Origin of the sequence: Streptomyces sp. NPDC044984 (genome assembly GCF_040646935.1) — a bacterium.
GTDB lineage: Bacteria > Actinomycetota > Actinomycetes > Streptomycetales > Streptomycetaceae > Streptomyces.
Window position 1 is genome coordinate 232,383 of sequence record NZ_JBEZBE010000002.1, and the last position, 21,052, is coordinate 253,434.

The following is a 21,052-nucleotide window of genomic DNA, read 5'->3' on the forward strand; positions in this document are numbered from 1 at the left end:
CAGAACATCCCTGTCCGGATCGGCCGGTGAGAGGCCGTTGAAAGGAAACATCATGTACGCAGTGCGGCAGCGCGTCTTCGGTCCCCCGGAAACGCTGGTGTACGAAGAGGTCGACGCGCCCTCTCCCGGGCCCGGCGAAGCAGGTCTCACCGTGACAGTCGCGGGCGTCCACCTCATGGACACCGTGCTGCGCGCGGGACGGGAGACGGGGATGGCACTGCCCCGCCTGCCGATGACACCGGGCAGGGAGGCGGCGGGCGTGGTGGACACCGTCGGCGCCGGCGTGGACCGGAGCTGGATCGGCGCCCGGGTGGTGGCCTACCTCGGGCACGAACGCAACGGCGGCTACGCGACGTACGCCGTGACGTCGGCCGACAGTCTGCACCGCGTCCCGGACGGAGTCGACGACGCCACCGCGGTCACCATGATCGGCACGGGTCGCACCACGGTCGGAGTCCTCGAACAGGCGGCGTTGTCGGCCGAGGACACCGTGGTGGTGACCGCCGCGGCCGGCGGGATGGGCATCCTGCTCGTCCAGGCGGCGCGGCAGGCGGGCGCCAGGGTGATCGGTCTGGCCGGCGGCGGAACCAAGACGGAGGTGGTGCTGGAGCAGGGCGCCGACGATGCCGTGGACTACACGCTGCCCGGCTGGGAACGACGCCTCGGTGAGGCTCTCGGAGGCGGAGCGTCCACCGTCGTCCTCGACGGGGTGGGCGGCCGGCTCGGCCGGGGCGCCGCGGAATCGCTGGGCCCCGGGGGCAGGCACCTGTACTACGGCTGGGCGTCCGACGAAGGCCACTTCACCACGTTCACCGAGGCGGAGCTGGCGAAGTACGGCATCACGTCGCGGTTGGTGGTGGGACCTTCCCTCTTCGCACTGCCCGGTGGCATCCGCCGGCTGGAGGGGACCGCACTCGACAAGGCGGCACAGGGCGTGTTCCGCCCCGTCGTCCAGTCCTTTCCCCTCGACCGTGCCGCGCAGGCGCACTCGGCGCTCGAGACCCGGAAGACCATCGGCAAGGTGGTGCTGCGACCCCGGTCCGGCGACCGCCCGTGACCGTGCGGCGCGCATCAGGGCGGAAGCAGCGGCAGCCCCCTCTGTTCGTGCTGCCACAGCTTCTCCTCGATGCGCGCGGTCGCGGTCGTCAGATGCCGGCGGTAGGTGCTGTACGGCATCTGCAACCGCCGCGCCGCCGCTTCCTGGGTCGGTGCGCCCTCCACGAAGGCCTGGGTGGCGACCTGATGCGCCTTGTCACCGCCACGCCCGGTGACGAGGCCCGCGACGGCGTTGGACAGGACGTCCCGCAAGCTCATACCGTGCTCGACGACGAGCCGGCTGTTGCGCAGCGGGTTCGCTTCCAGCGCCTGCGGTCGCCGGAGGTCCCGTAGGGCCGAGCGGACAGCGGCGGCGAACTCCGTCCTGGACATCGACTGCGGCGACGGCAGCGGAGCCCAGGACCGGTCCGTGACGGCGAAGTCCTCGTCGTCGACCGTGTCGGTGAGCAGGGTCCGCTGCTTCTCGGCCAGCCAGTCCCTGGGGGACATGTCGCGCCAGTCGTGCGCGAAGAGCCGGTAGGGGTGTCCGCCGACCATGACGGGCCTTTCCAGCGGCGTCATGTCGCAGAAGCTCATGTGGGCGTCCCAGAAACCGTCGTCCCGCAGCACGATGAACGACCAGGCCAGGTCGGTGTCGCGCAGCAGTTCACCCAGCATGCGCCAGAGCATCAGGTCCATCACCGGCGAGGGCCGTTGGTATTGGCGCGGGTACACGTGGAAGCGGCCGAGCACCATGTGCTCGCCCGGTGTGAGGGGACCGTGGGCCGCCACGTGCTCCCAGGCCGCCTTGACGACCGGATCGTGGTCGCGGCCCTGAGAGGGTTCCGGTCGGAGCCAGGCCGAGAAGGCGGCGGCTGCCGACGTACCGCGCAACCGTTGCACGCGGAAGTCCTGCGGCCGGTTCCGGAGCCAGTAACGGACCGGACCGGTCGCGTCGGGGCCCTCACCGCGTTCGACGAGTGCCAGGACGTCGGCCTCGTCCGCGGGGTCGTACGCGTGGTCCTCCACGAGTCCCGGTGTGTACCACGCGTGGCTCTGCGCCATGAGCCCGGCACCCCGGTACAGGAATTGCAGGGAACCCACGTCCTGGAGCAGCCGGCCGGCCGAGGCGGAGCCGATGCGCTCCAGCAGATGGCGGTGGAGCCGGCGGTACAGCTGGTCGAACCGCTCGGGGTCGCGCCATTTCAGGTCGGCCGCGAGGGCCTCACGGACGACGTCGTGCGGGAAGACGCCCTCGGCGCACCGTTCGATGAAGGGCTGTTCGCGGATCCACGCGAAGAGTTCCGGCGCGTCGTCACCGACCACGGCACGCAGCAGCGTCTCGGTCGTCAGGTGTGCCTGCGCGCAGACCTCCAGGGCCAGCCGGTGCCGTGGGCCGGGCAGATCCCCCAGGATGTTGGCGAGCAGCGGCGCGACGACCTCGGAGGCGGGCTCCCACGGCCGGGCAGCGGGCAGCTCGTGCCCGGCGGACGCGTGGGCGGCCAGCACCAGGGCGAGGGGGTGACCGCAGGCGAACGCCAGCAGCGCGTCGCGCCGGGCCGGCTCGACCCCGCGCCTGTCCAGGAAGGACTCCGCCTCGTCCGCGGCCAGGTTGCCGAGGGCGACCACCTTGAGTACGCCCGCCCACCCCGGGTCCGCCGACCACCGGGCGTCCGGCGCGTGCCGGCTCGCCACGACGACCAGGATGTCGACGGGCAGTCCCGGCAGGAACTCGTCGCGCAGCCAACCCTCCAGGCTCTGGCAGTACTCGAACGTGTCGATCAGCAGCAGCGCCCGGGCAGCCCGCGCGGCCGTCTCGGCGGCCGTCTCGAACGTCCGAGGAGCGGCCGGTACCGCCCGCCCGTCGACCTGCACGACCGTTCGTCCGGCAGCGGACGCCTCTTTGGCGTACTGCCGGATGAGCGCCGACTTGCCGATGCCTCCCGGGCCGTGCACCCACAGCACGGAAGGTGCGTCGGGACGCCCCGCGAGGACATCACGCAGCAGACGCAGTTCGGCTTCCCTGCCGACGAACACATGGTCCCTCCCCACACTGATCCGGTCGGCGATCCTGCCACGTGGTGGCGCTTCCATCCCATGCCTTTCACACTGGGCGGCTTCCGCCGCCTCGGTCACCACGTCGTGCCGGCCGGCGCCGGCGTGCGCTCAGGTACCGGTACAGAGGCCGTCGAGCGTGAGGTCGAGGAGACGCTCGGCCTGCTCGCGCTGTTCGGGCCGGCCCGAGGCCAGGGCGATGCCGGTGAGGGCGGCGAACATGTCGGTCGCTCCGATGTCCCGGCGGACGGCGCCGGCTTCGACGCTCGCGTCGAGCAGTGAGGTGAGCGCCGTGAGGATCAACTCGTGGCTCTGCGCGTACGGGTTGACGCCCGACGCGACCAAAGAGCGCAGCGCGTCGGCCATGCCGAACTTCGCGGTGGCGTAATCGATGAAGCGGCCCATCCACGCCCGCAGGGCGTCGCGCGGCGGCAGAGCGGCCAACAGCTCCGGCGCGGCGTCGCAGAGCTTGGCGAGTTCCTTGCGGTAGGCCGCCTCGATGAGGACTTCCCTGGTGGGGAAGTTGCGGTAGAGGGTGCCTGAGCCGACGCCGGCTTCTTTCGCGATGCGCTCCATGTGCGCGTCGAGGCCCTCCTCCGCGAACACCCGCACCGCCGCGGCCAGGATCTTATCCCTGTTGCGCTGGGCGTCGGCGCGCAGCAGACGCCCTGTCTCCTTCGGCATGAGCGGACTCCCGTCGATCGTCGGCGCGCATGCCCGCACTTGCCAAGCGGGGGCGCCTCCACTTACTGTACTCGAAGTGGGGGCTCCTCCACTTACTGAACGGCGACGCCTCCGCTTTCAGCGTAGGGCACCGCCTCTTCGGCGCGGTCCCCCACCCGCACAGCGGGGCGGGAGGTCGCGCACATCACTGACGCAACGGGCTACCCCTCGCAAGGACGCGCCCGACGAGCCTTCTCCTTTCACACGACGGCGCCGACCGACTCGGCACCTCGAAGTTCCGGAGTAATCATGAGCATGCCACTAGACGGCAAGGTCGCCGTCATCACCGGAGGCGCCTCCGGCGTGGGCCTTGGGATCGCCCAGGAATTCACCGCCCACGGTGCCAAGGTCGTCATCACCGACCTCGACCGAACCGATCTCGACCGGGCCGTCGCACAGACGGGCGGCTCCTGCACCGGCATCGTCGCCGATGTCACCGATCCCGCCGCCATGGACCGCATGTACCGCGAGGTGAAGTCGGTCCACGGCCGCCTGGACGCCGTCGTCGCGAACGCGGGCATCGGAGCACACGCTCCCCTGGGCCACATCACCGAGGACCAGTTCACCCGTACCTTCGACGTCAACGTCAAAGGCGTGCTCTTCACCGTCCAGCCCGCGCTGCCGCTCATGCCGAACGGCGGATCCATCGTCGTCATCGGCTCGACGGCCTCCGTCCGACCGCCCGCGGGAATGAGTCTCTACGGCGGTTCCAAGGCCGCCGTCCGCTGTCTCGTACGCGCCTGGATCCAGGACATCAAGGGCTCGGGCATCCGGATCAACGTCCTGAGCCCCGGAGCCGTCGACACCGCGAGCCTGCGACGGGCCGCGGAGCAGGCTCAAGGAGCCGACGCGGTGATCCCCCTCGTCCGGGCCATGGGCGAGGGCAATCCCACCGGGCGCATCGCCGACCCGCGAGAGATAGGGAAGGCCGCCGTCTTCCTGGCCGGCGACGCAGCGAGCTTCGTCACCGGCGTCGAGTTCTTCGTCGACGGAGGCACGGCACAGGTGTGACCCGCCCCCTCCCCCGCCCTCACTCCTCCGACCCGGGAGACAGACCGTTCGTGCCCTCCACCCGCTCCGCCTCCCGCCCCACCGGCCGACACGCCCCCACCGCTCCCGCACCACGGCGCACCGGTTCCCCGGCCGTCGGCATCGCCGTCATACTCGTCGTACAGCTGATGCTCGCCCTGGACACCACCATCGTGAACGTGGCGCTGCCACACATCGGCTCCGGCCTCCACTTCGGCCCGGCCGGACTGCCCTGGGTACTCAACGCCTACACCCTCGCCTTCGGCGGCCTGCTCCTGCTGGGCGGGCGCCTCGGTGACACCTACGGCAGACGGCGTGTCTTCGAGACCGGACTCGCCCTCTTCAGCGCCGCGTCGCTCGCCGGAGGCATCGCCGACACACCCGGACTGCTGATCGCCGCCCGGACCGCCCAGGGCGTCGGCGCGGCATTGGCCGCGCCGGGTGTCCTCACCCTCCTCACCACGAACGCGTCCGACGAGAGCGCCCGGCACCGTGCGCTGGCGCTCTTCTCCGCCGTCAGTATCGGCGGCAGCACGCTGGGCCTCGTCCTCGGCGGGCTCGTCACCGAGTACGGCTCGTGGCGCTGGACCCTGTTCATCAACGTCCCTCTCGGCCTGACCGTCCTCGTTCTGGCCCGGCTCTTCGTCACGGAGACCCCGCGCCGCCCCGGCCGCTTCGACACGGTGGGGGCCGTCGCGGCCACCGGCGCCGCGGTGTTCGCCGTCTGGGCTCCGATCGGGGCGCCGGACCACGGCTGGACCTCGCCGCGGACAGTGGCCGCCTTCGTCATCGGCATCGTGTGCGTCGTCGTCCTCGTGGTGACCGAGCGCCGCGTGTCCGCCCCCCTGCTGCCGCCGGTTCTGCTCCACAGCTGGCGACGGCTCGGCGGACTCGCCGTGATCGTGTCGGTGTACGCCGTCGGAGCCGTACCCGGCGCCTTTGTGCCCGGCGTCCGGGCGGCCTTCTTCACCGCGGGTGCACTCACGGTCGTCGCCTGCCTCACGGCGGCCCTGCTCCGCACGGCAGGCCGGCGGCCGGCTTCCGCGAGCAGGTGAGCCGAGAGGTGGCAGTGTCGGCCGCAGTCGACTCCCCGTCCCCGATCGCCGATGAGCCAGTGGTGCCGGTATGGAGCGAAGTGCCGGCCCGCTGGAGCCGGGACGTGCGGGCCCGGGCGGCCGAGCAGAACGGACTGACGCCGGAGCGACTGCCGGTCTACGCACTCGCACCAATCCGGTGGAAGGGTTGTGGTCGGCCATTGCAGCCCGCGAGCCGGCCAACCTCGCCGATGTCGCCGACGTTCCAGAATCCTCGTCGCGGTCCGGAGTGCCTGCACGAGGGCCTCGTGACTCCTGCACTGCGCGGTTTGTGCAGCGACCGTGCAAGATGATCTTTGTTGGATTCGTTCGCGCAGGTCAGAGACGTCGTATATGAGTTCCGGGACATCTGAGGACGGAGGCCGCCGCCCTCTTCCCGCCCGCGGGGGCGAGGGTGCCCGCGGCGTCCGGGCTGCTTCTGCGCGGTCCGCGAGGACGGGCCGTGCTCAGCGCTCGGGCCGGACGAGCCGACCGGCGAGGTCGGCGAGCCGGCCGCTCGCGATGTACGGCGCCGGGGGATCGACCTCCGTGCCCGGCTCCATGACAGCCGTCGCGTAGTCGGACCCGTCGAGGTCAAGGGCGAGCAGCTCGCCGACGAGGCGGGGAGTCGACCGGCTCCCGCCCCGCCGGCATCATCGCCTGCCACAGGCCCCGGGGCCGACCTGCTCGGTCCGTACGGGGCAGGACGCCTCAATGGTCAGCCGCGTGCGTGTGCTCCGGGCGAGTCGGCGGTGGATGAGCTGCTCGTTGGCGGTGACAGTCCGCCGCGTGGCCCACCGTACGGTTTTCCGTACCGACGAACGGCTCCGCCCCGGCATGCCGGGGCGGAGCCGTTGTGCACCGTATGTGCTGTCGGGACGCTCCGCTGGGACCGGCGGTGCGTGCGAGAGGGTTCCTCACACCCGCAGCCGCCACCGGCGCAGTGTGTCGCCCTGTGCCGTCAGCCAGGTGCCGTCTCCGAGCGCGAGCGGGTCGGGGCAGGTGATCCCCGGGTAGTCGAGCTCGGCCACCGGCTGCAGGGTGCGGCCGTCCAGAAGCAGGTGCCGGTTGTCGGCCGAGTCCTGGTCCTCGGCGATGGCGGCCACGATCCGGCTGTCGTCCAGGAAGCCGGGGCGGTAGCCCACGAAACGCAGGCCCTCGGGAAGTACGTCCTCGGCTTCGGCGACGACGTCCTCCTGGCCGGCTTCACAGCGGCTGAGCCATTCCCCTCCGACGTCCAGTTTGAGGACCGCACCGTTCAGACTCACTCCGGCGAACGGCTCGTTGTCCGCGCCGACGCTCTGCGTGTGCAGGGTGTCGTCCGTCAGACCGACCCGCAGCGAGTGGAAGGTGTCGCCCTGCAGCGCGTCGAGAAAGATCTCCGCGGGGTCGGTGAGGGACTGCTGGAAGACGTAGCCCGCGGTGGCAGAGGGCAGCACCGTCTGCGCGATGTGCTGTCCGTCGGTCACGTCGAGGGCGACGCACAGGTCACCGGCGTAGGTGCCGTTCCCGGCGTCAGGGCCCGGCAGGGTGACCAGAAGCCGACGGCCCGACGCGTCGGCGACGCAGGCGGGGCCGGCGTTCCCTCCGTCGTGCCAGGGCTCGAACTCCACGGTCCAGCGCCTGCGGGTGTCCGTGCCGTACACGGTGAGCAGGCCGTTGCCGACCACAGCCAGGCCGCCGTCCGGCAGCGGTGACGCGAATCCGTGGTCCGGGCAGGGCCAGCGCCGTTGTTCGGCGAAGACGCGGGTGCTGTCTGCGGCCGCCCGGCCCACGACGGTCTCGTTCCCGTTCCGGGCGACCAGCCAGCAGGCTGCGTCACGCACCAGGAAAGCGTCACGGCGGGTGGACCGGGCGCCGAAACCCGGCAGTTCTTCTTCGGCGAGCAACTCGACGGCAGTGCGTGGGTGGGTCATGGGAGTTGTCTACCTCGGGGAGTGGCGTGCAGGCCAATAGAACTGCTTCTGCTGGGTACCTTGTGTCCCCGGATGGACCTGACCGTACATGGCACCGTTGCTTCCCCTGATCAGTGGGGAGCAGAAGTCCGTGCACACGCTGTTGGAGGCGGCGCCGTGGGTGGGCAGCCACTTCGGCTGGGTCTTTCCTTCGTTCAGGCGGCTGAGATAGGCGAGGATGTTCTGTTCGGCGTGGCCGCCCTTGGCGCCCCTGGGCACCTTCATGTACGCGTCGTCGGGAATGGGTATCAACCCCATGGATCGAGCCAACTGGACCTGTGCACTGTCGAGTTTGCTCTTGCTCGTGCCCGCCACAAAGGTGACCGGGCCGTGGGGCGTCTGGGCATGGATGAGAGCGACGACCTGGCTGTTGCGGGCCCGGCCCTCGGGCTTGAGGTTGTTGATCTGCGTCGCCATGTCCTCCATAGCCTGCATGCACGGCGCGAGCCCCATGGGGTCCGACATGGTCGCCGGGTTGTCCACGTATCCCGCGGGATTGGGTGCGGGTGCCAGACCCAGGGGGTCCGGTGTGACGTAGCGCCCCGGTTCGGGGTCGTAGCAGCGGAAGTGGTTGTAGTGGAGGCCGGTCTCGGGGTCGGCGTACTGGCCTGGAAAACGCAGCGGTGTATAGGCCTGTGCATCGCGGTTCCACGCGGTGGTGCCCCATGTGAGGGATCGGCTGTGCCATGCGATGCCGCCGTCCTCGTCGACGAGTTCGGTCGGGGTGCCGATCAGATCGGTGACGATCGCGAAGAAGCGCGAGTCGACGGTCCCCAGCTCATCACCAGCTTCGCGGGTCTCGGCCTGCGCCACCGGTCGCACACCGTCATATTCCCAGGTCAGAGTGGTTTGCGTAACGGTGTCGCTCTGCTCCGACAAACGGCCCCCGTCCCAGGCGAACACGGTTTCCTCGAGGACCGTTCCGTCCTCGGCGTGCTTGCGCTTGGCGGTGCGGCGGGCAAAGGCGTCGTAGGTGTACGTCCACAGCACGCCGTCCGGTGTCGTGCAGGAGGTCAGCCGGTCTTCGGCGTCCCAGGTGTAGCGCCAGATGTCGGGCTTGCGGGACAGACGTTTGCGGCGACGCTCGATGACGCGTCCGGCAGCGTCGTAGATGTAGTGCAGAGCTCCGGCGGAGCGCAGTCGTGTGCCGTCGTAGGTGCGTGGACCGCGTGCGTCGAGGTGCGGAGCGCGGTCGGGCCAAGTGGCCTGGGTCTGGTTGCCTGCGGCGTCGTAGCGGTAGCGTTCGCTCCAGCCTCGCGCGTCGACACCGGTCGGGCGGCCGTGGGGGTCGAGGGCGAAATGGGTGACGTTGCCGGTGAGCTGGTCGGTGACGGCCGCCAGGTGGTGGTCGGGACGGTAGGTGTACGCCCGTGAGCGCAGTGTCGTGCTCCGGGTGATGAGGCTGCGTTCGCTGACGCGCCCCAGGGTGTCCCATGCGGTGGCCAGTGTGACGGAGTGGTCGGGCGAGCCGAAGGTGCGGGTGGTTTCCTGCCCGCAGGGATCATGGGTGAAGTGCAGGGGATGTCCTGCGATTTCCATGAGCGTGCGGTTGCCGGCCGCGTCATACCCCTGAGTCGTCCTCACGCCGTGGGGGGTGGTGCGGCCTGTACGGCGGCCGGCGGCGTCGTAGGTGTAGCGGTGGCGCCGGCCGTCGACTGCCTCCGCGAGGAGGCGTCCCTGCGCATCCCACTCCAGTTCCATCACGGAGTGCGGCGAGTGGGCCTGCAGGAGCCTGCCCGCCGGATCGTAGGCGAAGGTGGTGACGGTCCCGTCGACGTCCTTCGCCACCAGACGGTCCAGATCGTCCAAGTGGTGGGTGACGGTCTGGCCGAGCGGATTGGTGCGGGAGACCGACCGGCCCGCCGCGTCGTATGCGTAGGTGAGCACCCGCCCGTCGAAGTCGGCCTCGCGCACAACGCGTCCCGCGGCGTCATACGCGTAACTCCACGTCAGCCCTGACGGGTTACGCACCTCGGTCAGGCGCATCTCGGTGTCGTAGGCGAACTCGTAACGCGCGCCGTCCGGTTCGGTGCGGGCCGCAAGCAGCGCGAAGTGCGTGTACTCATAACTAGTGGTGCCGCCGTTCGGACCGGTCTCGGTGAGGCAGTTGCCTTCGCCGTCGTACGTCCATGCCAGCTCGGTGCCGTCGGGCTCGACGCGGCGTGTCAGGTGGCCTTCGGTGTCCCACTCCAGGCGAGTGGTCGCACCCAGCGGATCGGTGAGCGAAGTCGGGCGGCCGAACGCGTCACGGGTGAAGGTGTGGGTGTGCCCGAGGGGGTCGGTCCGGGCCATCGGCAGACCTGCCGCGTTGGGTACGAAGGTTTCCGTTGACCCGAGTTCATCGCTGATCGCGATGATGCCCCCGCGCTCGTCATGCGTGTAGCGGGTGATCGTTCCGTCCGGTGCGATCAATGCCGTGTTGTTGCCGGCTGCGTCATACTCCCGCCGCCATACTGCCCCGTCGGGTCCGGTCACGGTGAGGGGCATGCCCCACTGGTCGTACTCGGCGCTGGTGACACTTCCGTCGGCTTCGCACACGGCTGTGAGGTTGCCGTGTTCGTCCCAGGTCCATCGCGTGGTGCGTTCCCGCGCATCGGTCCGGCTCAGGAGCCGGTCGTAGCGGTCCCAGCTCTGGACGGTGGTGTTGCCGAGAGGGTCGGTCTCGGCAACGACCTGGCGCCGCTCGTTGAGCTGGAAGACGGTGGTGGCCCCGGTGGAGTCGGTGAAGCGGGTGATGCGCCTGCCGGCGCCGTCATCGCCTTCATGCGTCTCGTAACCGAAGGAGGACGACAGGAAACCCTCGGGCCCCACAGTACGCACGACTCGGCCCGCTGCATCGTACACGTACTCGTACGTCGACCCGTTGCGGTCGGTCCAGGAGGTGATGCGCTGCTGGTGGTCGTAGGTGAACCGCACCGGCACGCCCGATGAGTTGGTGACACCTTCGAGGCAGCCGGTGTCGCCATAGGTGAAGGACGCCACATCGACCGGGCCCTCCGGCGTGTGGAGCGTCAGGGCCGTGACACGTCCGAGGCCGGCGTCCGTGGAGACAGCCACGCGGTAACCACCGTCATGGACGACGGTGACGGGAAGACCATCAGCGCTACGGTCGATACGCAGCGCATTGCCGTTACGGTCCTCCACCTCGGTCAGCCAGTACAAGCCCGACCCCTGGTACGGGTTGCCGGTGAAACGCCGGGTCAGGCAACCGGCATGCCTGTCGGTCACTGCGTATGTGAGGTCTCCCAGAGCATTGCGCTCGACGAACGTCAGCGCGAGCCGTTCGCCCTCCAACGGCAGCACCTCGTCGTCCTGCCCGGCCGGCAGACGCGGATAGACGAGCACCGAGCCGTCCTCACGGGCCCAGGCGGCACCGGTGCCCACCATCTCCAGGCGCTCGTCCAACGTGGAGGCCCAGCTCGACCCGAAGCAGCGGCCGTAGGCGTAGGCGGACAGGTGCGTACGGCGCAGCACCAGGGGGAGAACCGCCGCCAGTTCCAGATCCGTCTGGGGCAACACCATCTCGCCACTGGCGATGTCAACGGGGTCAGTCATGCACCGGCGCTTCTTCAGCGGGACCGCATGATCACGCGGGTTCTCCCTGGCCTTGGCCAGCGACACGGACGGACTGTTGCGCCTTCCTCCCTCTGGACCACCACGACGCCCGCCCCCTTCGCCGTCCTTGCGGTCACCGGCATCGATCCGTTTGAGGCGGTCACGGACATCGAGATCGGTGTCTTTATGGGTCTTCGCGCTTTTACCCATGGCTTTGGGAAGTTTGGTTCCCACATGCTCCGCAAGGTCGTCGAGCGCCTTGTCGAGCTTTTTCACCACCCCGTCGATGGTGGTGTCCAGGACGGCCGTCAGGGAGTCCTTGCCCTTGGCCCGCCCATGGTGCCCCTTCGCCTTTCCCAGCGAACCACCGGTCTTGGTGCGCATATTGACCTGTACGTCGGCAAGGTCGAGTCCAGCTCGTCCGTGGGCGTCGTAGTCAATGCCGAGTTCTTTGGCACCCCCCGGACCGGCGCCCCGGCCGGTCGAATTGAGCTGCATCCCGTCCTTGGCGGTCTGCACCGTCCGGCCCGTGTCGTAACCGTCCTGGACACCGGTGACGTTCAGAGCCGTCTGGATGGCCAGGTCCGTGATGATGTTCTCGATCGCGGCGACCGCGGGTTCTGTGAGCGTCGCCACGATCTCCGCAACAGCCGCCTCGGCCATCTCCTTCAGGATGCGCTTGAAGGCGATCCGGGTGGCCGCGATCTTGCCGGCGGCCAGCAGAGTGGTCAGGCCTGCGGTGACCGGGGCCAGGGCGAGCGTGATACCTACCGTGGCGCACAGATCGGCGAGTTCACCGACTGCTGCGATCTTCCGGGCGACGATGATGTCCGCCACCCGGTCCAGAGCACCAGCAACGAGCCGCGCCGCACTCGCCAGGTCTTTGTGCTTCCCCTGCACCTTCTGCCAGTGCCGGTCCAGTGCATCGAGCGACTCCGCATTGCCGCTGGAAAGCAGCCGCTGGATGTATTGACGTCCGTCATGGGCGTCGCTTTCCGCGTTGTTGGCGAATTCCCGCAGCGATTCCGCCATGTCCCGGTAGGCGTCCTCATCCACATTGGGCCAACCGACCCCGACCACGTCCAGCATCGTGTCGACACCTTCGGGAATGGTGTATCCCACTCCGCCTCAACTCCCCGTTGTCCCATGCCATTACGGGCATTCATCCGTTGATCTTCAAGATACTCCCGGGAAGAACAGCGGTTCCCGAAAACCGTCTCCCAGGCGAACGTGGTTGCTTGACTTCCGCCGGCCAGGTCCGGTTCGACCCTTGGTGAGACGATTTCGACATCTTGTGCCTCCTTGGCGCCGCACCACTCCCGGGGACACGAGAAGCACGGCATGGACATTCAGGTCATCGCACGACCGGGCCGGGCCTCCAGTGACGGAACGGCTGGGCGGACTCCCGGACCCGCGCCGCCGCGGGTTACGTCACCCTTTCGCGAGCGTGCCGCCGAGGCCCCGCAGGACGCCCTGGTCCGGCTCGGCACCCGGATCACGACGGCACCTGGGCACCATCCGGGTCCAGGAGGGCGATCGGCCGCCCGAGGAGCGCGGGAAGCGACGTGGGCGGGCCACGGCCACCGGGGCCCGAGTGCCCGCGTCGTTGTCGGTGGCGGCTGCCACACTCGGCCCGTGACCGAGGAGACCGAGAACCGTTTCGACTGGCAGCAGTTCCTCCGGCGTTGGCAGGAGGAATGGGTCCCGGGCGAGGACGACATGGAGGACCTGGCGGAGGGCGGCATGACCCTCGCCGACCTGGCGCTCGCCGCCCCGCCCGCGGCCGAGGCGGAGATAGCCGCCGCCGAGGAGCGCCTGGGCGCCCGGCTCCCTCCGTCCTACCGGCGGTTCCTCGCGGCCAGCAACGGCTGGCGGCTCGACGGGGGATCCATCTACCGGCTGGGCGCGGCCCACGAGATCGACTGGTTCGGGGACCCGTTCGACATGACCCCGGCCTACCAGGAGGGGTTGACCGAGCGCTCGACCGAGCAGGAGGTGCTGCTGGCCGGGATGTGGCAGCGGGCACTGCAGCTGGAGACCGACTCGGACATGTCCTACGCCCTGCTGGACCCGGGCGACACCGACGAGGACGGCGAGTGGGCCCTGTACGTCTACAAGGGGTGGAGCGGCGAACACCCTGACCGGTATCCGTCGTTCCGCGCCTATATGCAGCGGATGTACCAGGACTTCCACTCCGACCGGGCGGGTCTCCCCGGCTTCGAGAACGACACCACCCGGGCCCTGGACGCCGACGTGGAGCGTGCGCGGGAGGAGGCCCTGAGCGGGAGGTGGGAGACCGCCCGGGAGCTGCTCACCAAGGCGGAGCGCTACGGACGGCCCCGTGCCCGGGGCATGCTGCAACAGCTGAACGCGCTGTCGCACGGCGTCGGGTACGGGTACCACGGATTCGGTGGGCTCGTCGCCGATCCGCGCTACACGGGTGAGCTGGTGCCCGTGATGGCCGCCGCGCACCTGCGGGACGAACGCCCCGGCACCCCTCCCCGCCGGTTCCCGCTGGGCGCCGAGACCGATGACGGTGTCACGTCGGCCGCGGACGCGATCCTCGCCCAGGTGCGCGACCGCACCTACCGCTACGCGCCGGACGGCGCCTTCGGACAGGCGGTGGCCCAGGCGTGGGAGTCGGCGAGACGGGGGGACACGGACACGGCGTGGCGGGTGATCCGTGCCGCGCTGCCGTCGTGGTCACCGCCGGGGCCGGACCTGCTGGCACCGGTCGGTCTGCTGGGGGACCCCGTGCTGGGTCCGGTGGTGACGCGGGAGCGCGGCCTGGAGCTGCTGGCCACGCCCCGGGCCGGCCGGGAGGGCCCGGTGCCCGATCCGGTGCCGGACCTGGATCCGCCGGGACTGCGCTGGCTGGCGGAGACCATGCGGTGGAACGCCCCGTACGGCTCCTACCGGTGCCTGTGGGTGGAGGGCGCGGAACCGGAGGCGCTGCCCGGCCTGATCGGGGAGGACGGGGGCTCGGGCCTGACCCCGCCGCCCCTCCGCCCCGACGGGTGGTTCCCCTACGACGTCAGGAAGCAGCGGGACGAGTCGGCGCCGTGGGAGGACCGGGCCGTGCTGGCGGTGGGCCGGACGGACTCCGGGTGGGCGTTCGGCCACGACACGGCTCCGCGGACGTCGACGCCCGGGAACTTCTTCGTCTCCCCGGCCGCCGCCGCCTCGCGCGACGGCCGCGCGGTGGTGCTGTGGGCGCACCGCACCCGCGACGACGGCCTCACGCTGTTCCACCTGTCGGTCGCCGAGCGGGGCGAGGAGCTGTACGCGTATACGCTGCGCGGCACGAACGACGTCGAACGCTCGGGACCGGTACCCGACACCCTCGACCCGGAACGGGTCCTGCGCGGCGTCGGCGAGGCGGACCGCGAGCGGTGCCTGCTGGCCGCCGTGCAGGACGAGTTCGGCCTCTCCCTGCCCCGGCACGCCCTGGCCGAGGGCGTCCTGCCGCAGCTGACCACACGGTCCTGGAACCGCGCGCCGCGGGAGGGCGAGTCCTACGCGTACGTCACGGTCCGCCTGGAGCGGCGATGAAGCCGCACGGCCCGCGCTCCCGAACGCGGTGAGGGCGTGCCGTTCGCTACTCCAGCGGACGGTACGCCCTCAAGTTCGCTCAGCGCTCCGACGCGAACCGTACGAACTGCCCCCAGCCTTCACGGCCGACGGCGAAGGACGGGCGGGTCGCGTCCTTGGAGTCCCTTACGTGGACGGCCAGTTCGGCGATCGCGACCTCCACGCAGTCGTCTCCCTGGGTGCCGCTGTAGCTGGACTTGAACCAGGCGAGTTCCGACGTACCGCTGCTCATAGCTCTCCTCGCAGTCGCTCCAGCAGGTCCCTGGATTCCTTGGGGTTGAGGGCCTGCGAGCGCAGTGTGTCATAGCGTCGGCAGAGCAGACTCATCTCTTTCGCGTCGGAGATCAGCCGTCCGTTCTGCTGCCCTTCGGAGTACCCGAGCCGCCGCCCCTCCGGGGTTTCCAAGATTCGCATAGGCCCGTCCAGGCACCCGTGGAACTCCAACTCCACCGGCACCACTTGCAGCGTCACGTTGCGCGGAGCGGTGAGCTCCAGCACGTGGTCCAGCATGTTCGCCTGGACCTGCGCCCCACCCAGCCCACGCCGGAAAACCGACTCCTCCACGATGAAGCCGAACGGCACAGTCGGCCGCTCCCGCATCATCGCCTGCCGTTCCATCCGGGCCGCAACCTGCGCCTCCGTCTGCTCGTCGGTCAGCAACGGAATGCTGTTGTCGAACACCGCCCGCGCATACCCCTCCGACTGCAACAACCCCGGAACCAACCGGCACTCATACGTGCACAAGCTCACCGCCTCCCGCTCCAGCCGAGCCCACCGCCGGAACCAAGCCGCCAGCCCCGCCTCCCCCCGCGTCAGATGCCGTGCCGCCTTCCGCAGCGCACCGGTGTTGCCCAGCGCCTCCTCCGCCCGCTCCACGAACGCCTCGTCCGGCATCCGCCGCCCCAACTCCACCGACTCGACCGTGTGTTTGGAGTACTGGACCCGGGCGCTCAGGTCGACCCGACTGAGCCCCGCGTGCTCACGCAGCGCCTGGACGACCGCCCCGAACGTCCGCAGGCTGTCCGACGGATGCGGCTCCCGCTCCCACTCCCCCACCGGAACCGCCCGCACACCGGCGCCCCCGGCCCCGGCCGCCTCCCCCTCGACTCCCACGCTCTCCATCCGCCGCCCCTTTCCTCACGTACCGCACCGCGGCGGCTCCTCACGCCGCCCCGCGCTCACCTCCAGCCTGACGGACAATCAGACGTACCGCCTACTCTTCGTGTCCGTACGTTGACTCAGCGTATGGAGTGCCATGCTCGTCTCCCACCCCGGCCGACCGCCACTCTGAGGTCACGGAGAGCGAGGAGAAACCGTCCGTGTCCGCCGGTCACCTGCGGAAACACCCGGGCGGCCGTCGCCCCTCCCGTGGACTCCCGCCCTGCACGGGCAGCGGCCGGAGGACCTGGCCGCGTTCAGACGAACCGGAAGAAGGTGCAGTGATGCAGAACGGAACCCACCTGTACGCACTCGACATCAGCGGGGCCTCGTTCACGAAGGCGTGCGGCGGTCCCTGCACCGAGGGCTGCGTGACCCTCGCCCGGATCGGTGAGGACGCCTGGGCCCTGGGCGACAGCAAGCGCCCGGACGCGCAGCCGTTGCGCTTCACCACTCAGGAGCTGGACGCGGCTGGCATCGACCCGGCGCGCTTCGGCATCGGCGTCTGATCCCCCTCCCCTCCCGCCGGCCGGGCCGGGCCCGCCTTCCACGCCCGCGCCCGGCCGGCGCCTCTCGAAACGGGAACAGCTCGTGCACCACCACGCCTACCTCTGGACCGGCCCGAAGGCACGCTTCGACGACGAGGCCCTGCGGCGGCCCTCGCACCCCGGCCTGCCCCCGGCCGGGGGCAGGCCGGAACTGATCGACCGCTACCGCCAGGTCGCCGCGGAGTTCCGCACGTCGGACCTCCCGCCCCTGGAGACGGCGTACTGGCTCGCCAAGCCCCGCTCACTGGTCCGGGGCACCTGGGACGAGGCGAAGGAGGCGGCGGCCTGGCTCGGTGAACGGCTGGCCGAGTACACGCCCCGGTTCGCGGTGGAGGCCGACCGGGACACCGCACGCCTGGCCCGCCTGGTGGACGCCGCCGCCGAACGCCTGCGCTCCGGGGCCGACATCTCGTACGGCCACTACCTCGAACGCCCCTCGTACCTCACCCTGGCCGTGGTCACGTGCTCCCCGAACCGCACGCTCCCCGAACTGCCCTGCCCGTGCGCGTAGAGCAGACCCGGCACTCGCCCCCGCCCTGACCCGCACGCGGCTTGGGCATCGAACGCTCCCGGAAAATCCGGAGGAACCTGATGGAAACACTCTTCACCCCCAGACGAGGCACCATCGTGGGCGACGCCCGCCTCGCAGGACTGGAAGAAGGCTTCAAGGAGGGGTTCAAGGAAGGACGCGTGGCCGGAAAGGCCGAGCAACTGCTGCGCCTGATGGAGCGCCGCGGCTTCTCGCTGACGGGAGAGACCCGACAGCACGTCACCACCTGCACGGACATGCCGCTCCTGGACCTCTGGTTCGACCGCGCCATCGACGCCACCACCCTCGACGAGATCTTCGCCGTCTCCTCCTCCACGGACCGCGTCCCCGCCCCCGCCCAGAGCCCGGAGCACACCGCGGTCCCCGGCCAAGGGCCGACGGACCCCAGGCCCTCGGCCGACTGACACCAAAGACGCACACCCGGCCGCACCCCCACTCCGGGGTGCGGCCCGTTCGGTTCACGGCCCTGCCCCCGGCGCCTCGGGATTCCCCTTCCCGGCGCGGCCCGCTGTCGGAGCGGCCGGGACGAGCCGGTCTCCGCGGGTGCGGCGAGGCGGACCCCGGCACCGCCCGCCCCTGACATCCGTCAGGACCACTCCCGCCGCTCGTCCTCCTACTGTGTCAGCGCAGCCACCGGGCTGCCGCAACGACAGGGCGACTCTCGAAAGGCATGACCGTGCGCAAACTCCTCCGCGGGGCCGCCGCGCTGGCTCTCGCGACCGCCGCCATGACGGCGGGCGGTACGACCCAGGCCCAAGCCGCCGACTCGTGGGCCAACTGCCCGTACGGCGCGGTGTGCATCTACCCGCAGAACCAGAACCCCGCCGTCAGCCCCAGCCACGTGTTCTGGGCGTACGGGCCGCACCGCATCTACAACCAGTTCGGCTACCACTGGGTGCTCAACAACCAGTCCGACTACGCGCTCGCCTACCTCTGCAAGAGCGTCGGCACGGACTGCCACGACAGCATCAACTCCCAGGAAGGCCTGTACTTCAACCTCGATCCCATCAACTCGGTCACGCTCTCCGAGTGGCGCCCGACCTGAGAAGACCCCGCACGGCGGCCGTAGCCGCCGTGCCACCGGTCTGAACCGGGACGGCGTCGCCGGCGAGAACGACGGCGGGTGAGCCGGCACGGGGGCCGGCTCACCCGCCGTACGCGGCGAGATGACGCAGCACCTCGTCGACGTGCGGCCGGACCTGCTCGGGCACGCCGCCCTGTTCGATGACGGCGCGGTCGCTCGTGCGGTAGCCGGCCGCGACCAGGGCGGGCAGGGCCCCCTTCGGCATCCCCGCCTCCTTGAACCGCTGGTCGAGCCAGCACACGTACCCGCTCATGGTGGCGATCGCGTCCGGCGGCGACATGTGGTCCTTGTCCCCGTCGCCGTCCCCGTCCACCGCCCAGGCCCGGAACACCGACGGCGTCCACATGGCGATGCCGTACTCGTCGGTGGCCGGGCGGGCGGCGTCCTCGTCGAATCCGCTCTCCGCCTTGAGCATGGCGGCGAGCAGGGCGGGCGTGATCTCCTCGTCGGTGCAGCGGTGGGCGGCCTTGGTGATGACCGAGCGCAGCGCCTCGGGCACGTCGGAGTCCGCGGGGATCTCACCGGGCGCCGCGACGCGCGCGTCGGTGACGACGGCGGGGGCGCCGCGGCCGTCGTCGTCCTCGGATTCGTCGCCGCCGAACACGACCGTCCCGGTGACCGCCGCGACGGCCAGGCCCACCAGCCCGGCGGCGACGGCCGGGACCAGGCGTCCGCGCCGGCGGCGCGTCCCGCCCGCCAGCCGCTCGACCCGCGCCGCGAGGGCTTCCGCCGTGTGCGGGAGGCGGGAGGCGTGGTCCGGGGCCAGGCAGTCGGCGACGAGCCGGCGCCAGCCCTCGCCGAGGCCGGCGTCCAGACGCAGTGGCGCGGTGCCGCGCGCGTAGGCCTGGGCGGCCAGCGAGCGGGCCCGTGCGTCGGCGCCGGGGAACGGGTGCAGGCCGCCGGTGAGCACCTGGTGGGCGAGGACACCGAAGGCCCAGACGTCGGCGGTCGGCCGGACGACGGAGCCGCGGGTGCCGGTGCGCTGGGACCACCACTCGGGCGGCAGGTGGTCGAGGGTGCCGAGCGGCGGCAGGTGGGCGTGGCTGCCGTCGAGTTCCGCGGCCAGCCCGAAGTCCGCGAGCCACACCTGCCCGTCCGCGCCCAGCAGGACGTTGGCGGGCTTGAGGTCGCCGTGCACCCAGCCGGCGCCGTGCATGTGGGCGAGCCCGGCGGCGACCCCGCGCAGGACACGGTCCGCGCCGGCGATCGGGCGACCGGTCCCGGCGGCGTCCAGGACGTCCTTCAGGCTGACCTCGGCCCGGTCCATGACCAGCACGACGGCTCCGTCCAGGGCGGGCAGGTCCGGGGCGTCGACGGTGCGCACGGCACGGGTGCGGACCAGGTGGGGGTGGTCGGCCTCGGAACTGAACCGCACCTCCCGCTCGACGATTTCGCCCAGCGCGGCGCTCTGGCCGGGTGCCAGGGCGCCGGTCGGCAGCACCTTCACCGCCGCCGGGGCGCCGTCGGCGACCGCACGGGCCTCGTACACGGTGCCCCAGCCACCGGAGCCGATGACCGCCCCGATCTCCCAGCCGTCGATGCGGAAACCCTCCGGGAGGCGGGACGGGCGCGGTGTTCCCAGGGGTTCCCGGGCGTCGGACGTCATCATGCGCGGGCCTCCCACGGGGCGGGTCGCCCGGCGCCGCGGGGCGGCAGCAGGGCGAGGTGTTCCTCGCGGACCAGACCGAAGCGGAGCGCCACGGAGGCCGGCCGGGCACGTTTGGCCCCGGTGCGGGCGCCGTCGACCGGGGTCTCGTCGCCGAGGTCCGGGCGCAGCTTGGCGGAGGCCAGGTAGTCGATGTGCTAGTTGACCGCCGAGCGCGTCAGACCGCGGCAGGACTCCAGCGGACGCAGTCGCTCCACGATGTCCCCGACGCCGGGCAGGGTGGTGTCCGAGGCGTCCCGCAGCCGTTGTTCGCACAGGGCGACCAGGACGAGGAAGTACTTGGACGTGGGGTCCAGGGCGATGGGGTGGACGGTCTGCTCCCCGGCGCCGTCGGCGACCTCGTGGCCGAGGTAGGCGTGCTGCGGGGCGAACACCTTGAAGGCCGCGGTCCCCGACAGCGCGGGCAGCACCACCCGGGAGAACTCGAACGGCACGGGCGCGCCGAGGCGCCCCGGGGCCACGGTGATGTACTCGCCGGCGCCCTCCAGGTTCTCCACCACGTAGGAGACGCTCCGGCTGAAGTTGGACAGCCGCCGGTAGTCTCCGGCCGCCTCCAGCCGCCCCGCCCGGCGTGAGACGCCGGGATCGGTCAGGGGGACGGCCACTCCCCCGTCACCGGGCAGACCGCGTCCGAAGTCGACGACGTTCCCCGGCCCCAGGTGCAGTAACTCAGGCCTGTCGAGCCCGTTTCCGGCCGACCGCGCGGAGCCCGGCAACTGGACGGTGATCGTTTCCATGTCTGACTCCCCCGATGTGGTCGCGTGGATTTTACGCACGGATTCCGCATGCCGCCGCCGTCCCGGACGCCCCCGGGATCCGCCCCTTCTCATCGCGTCCCATCGCACCGGCCGATACCGTCCGCCACGCCGGGGCGCACGCTCCGGACGGGGTGCCGCACGAGTGGGCCGTGGACGGCGGGTCGGTCGGCGCGCCACAGTGCCGCGAAGGCTTCTCACCGGCCCCCGGGCCGCTCGACCGCACCCGGTCGCGGGCGTGCCCCGGGACATCGGGAACCCTCTGCCGCCTTCCC

The 21,052-nt window shown here is 71.0% G+C and carries 15 protein-coding genes and 1 pseudogene; 8 read left to right on the forward strand and 8 right to left on the reverse strand.

Annotated elements, in window-relative coordinates:
• Positions 1 to 52: 52 nt before the first annotated feature.
• On the forward strand, positions 53 to 1,057 hold the full coding sequence (locus tag AB0A94_RS03230) for a zinc-binding dehydrogenase (protein ID WP_361738022.1): 1,005 nt from the start codon (positions 53 to 55) through the stop codon (positions 1,055 to 1,057).
• Positions 1,058 to 1,071: 14 nt separating this feature from the next.
• Here AB0A94_RS03230 and AB0A94_RS03235 read toward each other — a convergent pair whose 3' ends face one another.
• On the reverse strand, positions 1,072 to 3,072 hold the full coding sequence (locus AB0A94_RS03235) for an ATP-binding protein (protein ID WP_361738025.1): 2,001 nt from the start codon (positions 3,070 to 3,072) through the stop codon (positions 1,072 to 1,074).
• Positions 3,073 to 3,201: 129 nt separating this feature from the next.
• Complete coding sequence (locus tag AB0A94_RS03240) at positions 3,202 to 3,774, reverse strand: helix-turn-helix domain-containing protein (protein WP_361738028.1); 573 nt, start codon at positions 3,772 to 3,774, stop codon at positions 3,202 to 3,204.
• Positions 3,775 to 4,062: 288 nt separating this feature from the next.
• Between AB0A94_RS03240 and AB0A94_RS03245 the strand changes: the two genes are divergently transcribed.
• Positions 4,063 to 4,824 (forward strand): SDR family oxidoreductase, encoded by a 762-nt coding sequence (locus tag AB0A94_RS03245; protein WP_361738031.1) that lies wholly within the window; start codon positions 4,063 to 4,065, stop codon positions 4,822 to 4,824.
• A gap of 50 nt (positions 4,825 to 4,874) precedes the next feature.
• On the forward strand, positions 4,875 to 5,897 hold the full coding sequence (locus AB0A94_RS03250; RefSeq protein ID WP_361738039.1) for an MFS transporter: 1,023 nt from the start codon (positions 4,875 to 4,877) through the stop codon (positions 5,895 to 5,897).
• A 935-nt stretch (positions 5,898 to 6,832) separates the two neighbouring features.
• Here the strand turns inward: AB0A94_RS03250 and AB0A94_RS03255 are convergent.
• Together AB0A94_RS03255 and AB0A94_RS03260 are read right to left on the reverse strand one after the other, a co-directional pair.
• Positions 6,833 to 7,831, reverse strand: a complete 999-nt coding sequence (locus tag AB0A94_RS03255) for a hypothetical protein (protein WP_361738042.1) — start codon at positions 7,829 to 7,831, stop codon at positions 6,833 to 6,835.
• Positions 7,832 to 7,840: 9 nt separating this feature from the next.
• Positions 7,841 to 12,547 (reverse strand): RHS repeat-associated core domain-containing protein, encoded by a 4,707-nt coding sequence (locus tag AB0A94_RS03260; RefSeq protein WP_361738045.1) that lies wholly within the window; start codon positions 12,545 to 12,547, stop codon positions 7,841 to 7,843.
• 513 nt (positions 12,548 to 13,060) lie between these two features.
• Between AB0A94_RS03260 and AB0A94_RS03265 the strand changes: the two genes are divergently transcribed.
• Positions 13,061 to 14,977, forward strand: a complete 1,917-nt coding sequence (locus tag AB0A94_RS03265; RefSeq protein WP_361738048.1) for an SMI1/KNR4 family protein — start codon at positions 13,061 to 13,063, stop codon at positions 14,975 to 14,977.
• 79 nt (positions 14,978 to 15,056) lie between these two features.
• On the opposite strand, the gene AB0A94_RS03270 is transcribed toward AB0A94_RS03265, so the two are convergent.
• Positions 15,057 to 15,248, reverse strand: a complete 192-nt coding sequence (locus AB0A94_RS03270; RefSeq protein WP_361738051.1) for a DUF397 domain-containing protein — start codon at positions 15,246 to 15,248, stop codon at positions 15,057 to 15,059.
• Positions 15,245 to 16,138 (reverse strand): helix-turn-helix transcriptional regulator, encoded by an 894-nt coding sequence (locus AB0A94_RS03275; RefSeq protein ID WP_361738054.1) that lies wholly within the window; start codon positions 16,136 to 16,138, stop codon positions 15,245 to 15,247. The genes AB0A94_RS03270 and AB0A94_RS03275 overlap by 4 nt, the downstream gene beginning before the upstream one ends.
• Before the next feature lie 320 nt (positions 16,139 to 16,458).
• Between AB0A94_RS03275 and AB0A94_RS03280 the strand changes: the two genes are divergently transcribed.
• The 4 genes from AB0A94_RS03280 to AB0A94_RS03295 all read left to right on the forward strand — a co-directional run bounded on the left by AB0A94_RS03280 (position 16,459) and on the right by AB0A94_RS03295 (position 18,317).
• Entirely contained in the window at positions 16,459 to 16,683 is a 225-nt protein-coding gene (locus AB0A94_RS03280; protein ID WP_361738057.1) for a DUF397 domain-containing protein, read from the forward strand.
• Positions 16,684 to 16,765: 82 nt separating this feature from the next.
• The gene (locus tag AB0A94_RS03285) at positions 16,766 to 17,233 is read left to right on the forward strand and encodes a hypothetical protein (protein ID WP_361738060.1); all 468 of its coding nucleotides are present in this window, start codon (positions 16,766 to 16,768) and stop codon (positions 17,231 to 17,233) included.
• An 80-nt stretch (positions 17,234 to 17,313) separates the two neighbouring features.
• Entirely contained in the window at positions 17,314 to 17,676 is a 363-nt protein-coding gene (locus AB0A94_RS03290; protein ID WP_361738063.1) for a hypothetical protein, read from the forward strand.
• A gap of 266 nt (positions 17,677 to 17,942) precedes the next feature.
• Complete coding sequence (locus tag AB0A94_RS03295; RefSeq protein WP_361738066.1) at positions 17,943 to 18,317, forward strand: hypothetical protein; 375 nt, start codon at positions 17,943 to 17,945, stop codon at positions 18,315 to 18,317.
• Between the two features lie 100 nt (positions 18,318 to 18,417).
• Here AB0A94_RS03295 and AB0A94_RS03300 read toward each other — a convergent pair whose 3' ends face one another.
• Together AB0A94_RS03300 and AB0A94_RS03305 are read right to left on the reverse strand one after the other, a co-directional pair.
• Complete coding sequence (locus AB0A94_RS03300) at positions 18,418 to 19,965, reverse strand: serine/threonine-protein kinase (RefSeq protein ID WP_361738069.1); 1,548 nt, start codon at positions 19,963 to 19,965, stop codon at positions 18,418 to 18,420.
• Positions 19,962 to 20,759, reverse strand: a pseudogene (locus tag AB0A94_RS03305) (serine/threonine protein kinase). The gene AB0A94_RS03300 and the pseudogene AB0A94_RS03305 overlap by 4 nt, the downstream one beginning before the upstream one ends.
• Positions 20,760 to 21,052: the final 293 nt, after the last annotated feature.

Excerpts from the sequence above, each read along its gene's own strand:
- AB0A94_RS03230 (WP_361738022.1), top strand. The coding sequence starts at position 53 with ATGTACGCAGTGCGGCAGCGCGTCTTCGGTCCCCCGGAAACGCTGGTG.
- AB0A94_RS03240 (WP_361738028.1), bottom strand. The coding sequence starts at position 3,774 with ATGCCGAAGGAGACAGGGCGTCTGCTGCGCGCCGACGCCCAGCGCAAC.
- AB0A94_RS03245 (WP_361738031.1), top strand. The coding sequence starts at position 4,063 with ATGAGCATGCCACTAGACGGCAAGGTCGCCGTCATCACCGGAGGCGCC.
- AB0A94_RS03255 (WP_361738042.1), bottom strand. The coding sequence starts at position 7,831 with ATGACCCACCCACGCACTGCCGTCGAGTTGCTCGCCGAAGAAGAACTG.
- AB0A94_RS03270 (WP_361738051.1), bottom strand. The coding sequence starts at position 15,248 with ATGAGCAGCGGTACGTCGGAACTCGCCTGGTTCAAGTCCAGCTACAGC.
- AB0A94_RS03275 (WP_361738054.1), bottom strand. The coding sequence starts at position 16,138 with ATGGAGAGCGTGGGAGTCGAGGGGGAGGCGGCCGGGGCCGGGGGCGCC.
- AB0A94_RS03280 (WP_361738057.1), top strand. The coding sequence starts at position 16,459 with ATGCAGAACGGAACCCACCTGTACGCACTCGACATCAGCGGGGCCTCG.
- AB0A94_RS03290 (WP_361738063.1), top strand. The coding sequence starts at position 17,314 with ATGGAAACACTCTTCACCCCCAGACGAGGCACCATCGTGGGCGACGCC.
- AB0A94_RS03295 (WP_361738066.1), top strand. The coding sequence starts at position 17,943 with ATGACCGTGCGCAAACTCCTCCGCGGGGCCGCCGCGCTGGCTCTCGCG.
- AB0A94_RS03300 (WP_361738069.1), bottom strand. The coding sequence starts at position 19,965 with ATGATGACGTCCGACGCCCGGGAACCCCTGGGAACACCGCGCCCGTCC.